The organism is Nocardioides sp. P5_C9_2, assembly GCF_054049555.1.
On the sequence record NZ_JBFUMD010000663.1, the window covers coordinates 1 to 1610 of the forward strand.

A 1610-nucleotide genomic window follows, 5' to 3' on the forward strand; every position below is an offset into this window, starting at 1 on the left:
GGTTCGGGGGTGTCGGCCGTCGTGCATCCGGCCGCCGGTATGTGAACCTCACCGCCGAACTCGCCCTCTCCGACACTGCCTCTCCGCAGAAGCGGGACGCGGTCGGCGTCTTCAGCGACAGCCAACTCAACGCACTAGGACTGTCGGCATTCCTTGCACGTCAGCGGCTCCTCAAGAGCCCAGTCGTAGTGCTCGACGACCCGCTACCCGGCTACGACCCGGAGCACAGCGTGACATTCGCACTCAACACCGTTGGTGCGTTGCTTGAGGAGAACGTTCAGGTCATCGTCTGCACGCACGACCCGAAACTAGCCGTAAACCTTGGCGAACTGCACGGCCACCGTGGCGCCGAGCGCTTCGAGTTGACCCTCACGAATATGGCTGAGGGAACTTCTGTGACCAATCAGACTGATGTGTTTGGCCGCCATCTCCTCGAAGCCCAGGACGCCATTGGCAGCCGAACCGAGGAAGGTCGGAAGAACGCCGCGACCGCACTTCGACGGGCTGCCGAGCGTCTTGCAAAGCAAATCATCGCAACCGGTCGAACCCAAGCGGGTACGCCGACTCGAGTCTCTGAAGTTGGGGACATGATCTTGGGCGCGCTGATCCCCGAGGTTCTCGGTTTTGCGCTGGCGAACGACGAGCGAGGTCGGTGGAGTTTATGGCGGTCCAGCCTCAACCCAGGTCCGCACGACGCCAGCGAGGTGCCCTCATCCGCGACGCTGAAGACAGTCCTTGGTGACATGAAGAGGCTAAAGAGGGACCACGAAACGCGCTGGCCGGGTGGACTGATTAAGTAGAGTGACTCGAACTTCGATGCTGCACGATCTTCGCGGCGCCCGCTCCGGCTGGAACGCAATCTGGTCGGTCTAGCGCTCGTCGTCGGTTGACTAAACACCAGCTCTACTCGTGGTCAACGATCGCCGGTGCACGACGTTCGGAAGACGTCGGGAGAACTCGCACCAGGCGAGGCACTGTGGGCGAAGGGGCGCGGTCGCGCCTTCGGCGTAGCCCATTCTGGGCGAATCGGGCTACGTTCTTCGCGCCCTCCAACGTGGCTGAACGGACTGCAGCGTCGCCACGTGAAGACTTCAGCTCACCAGGAGACAGCGACGTACTTGCTCTCCATGTAGTCCAGCATCCCCTCGTGCCCACCCTCGCGCCCGATGCCCGACTGCTTCGTGCCGCCGAAGGGAGCGGCCGGGTCGGAGACGAGGCCGCGGTTGAGCCCGACCATGCCGGCGTCGAGCCGCTCGCTGACGCGCAGGCCGCGGGCCAGGTCGCGGGTGTAGACGTAGGACACCAGGCCGTACTCGGTGTCGTTGGCCATTGCGATGGCGTCGTCCTCGTCGGTGAAGGTCAGCACCGGGGCGACGGGGCCGAAGATCTCCTCGCCCAGGATGTCGGCGCCGCGCGGGACGTCGAGCAGCACGGTCGGTGAGTAGTAGAAGCCCTCGCGGTCCGGGCGCTCGCCGCCGAGCACGACCCGGGCGCCGGCCGAGACCGCGCCCTTGACCAGCTCGTCGACCTTGGCCGCCGACTCCTCGTTGACCAGCGGGCCGACCTGGGTGTCGTCGTGGGTGCCGGGGCCGACGGTGAGTGCCTTCATC

Annotated in this window: 2 protein-coding genes; one reads left to right on the plus strand and one right to left on the minus strand. The window is 65.2% G+C overall.

Annotation, left to right across the window (positions count from 1 at the left end):
• Window positions 1-800: hypothetical protein (locus ACXJKL_RS20775; protein WP_457208891.1), on the plus strand; the 800-nt coding region annotated here is incomplete at its 5' end.
• 296 nt (window positions 801-1096) lie between these two features.
• On the opposite strand, the gene ACXJKL_RS20780 is transcribed toward ACXJKL_RS20775, so the two are convergent.
• Window positions 1097-1610, minus strand: a 514-nt coding sequence (locus ACXJKL_RS20780) for an aldehyde dehydrogenase family protein (RefSeq protein ID WP_457208892.1), incomplete at its 5' end; no start/stop codon positions are given.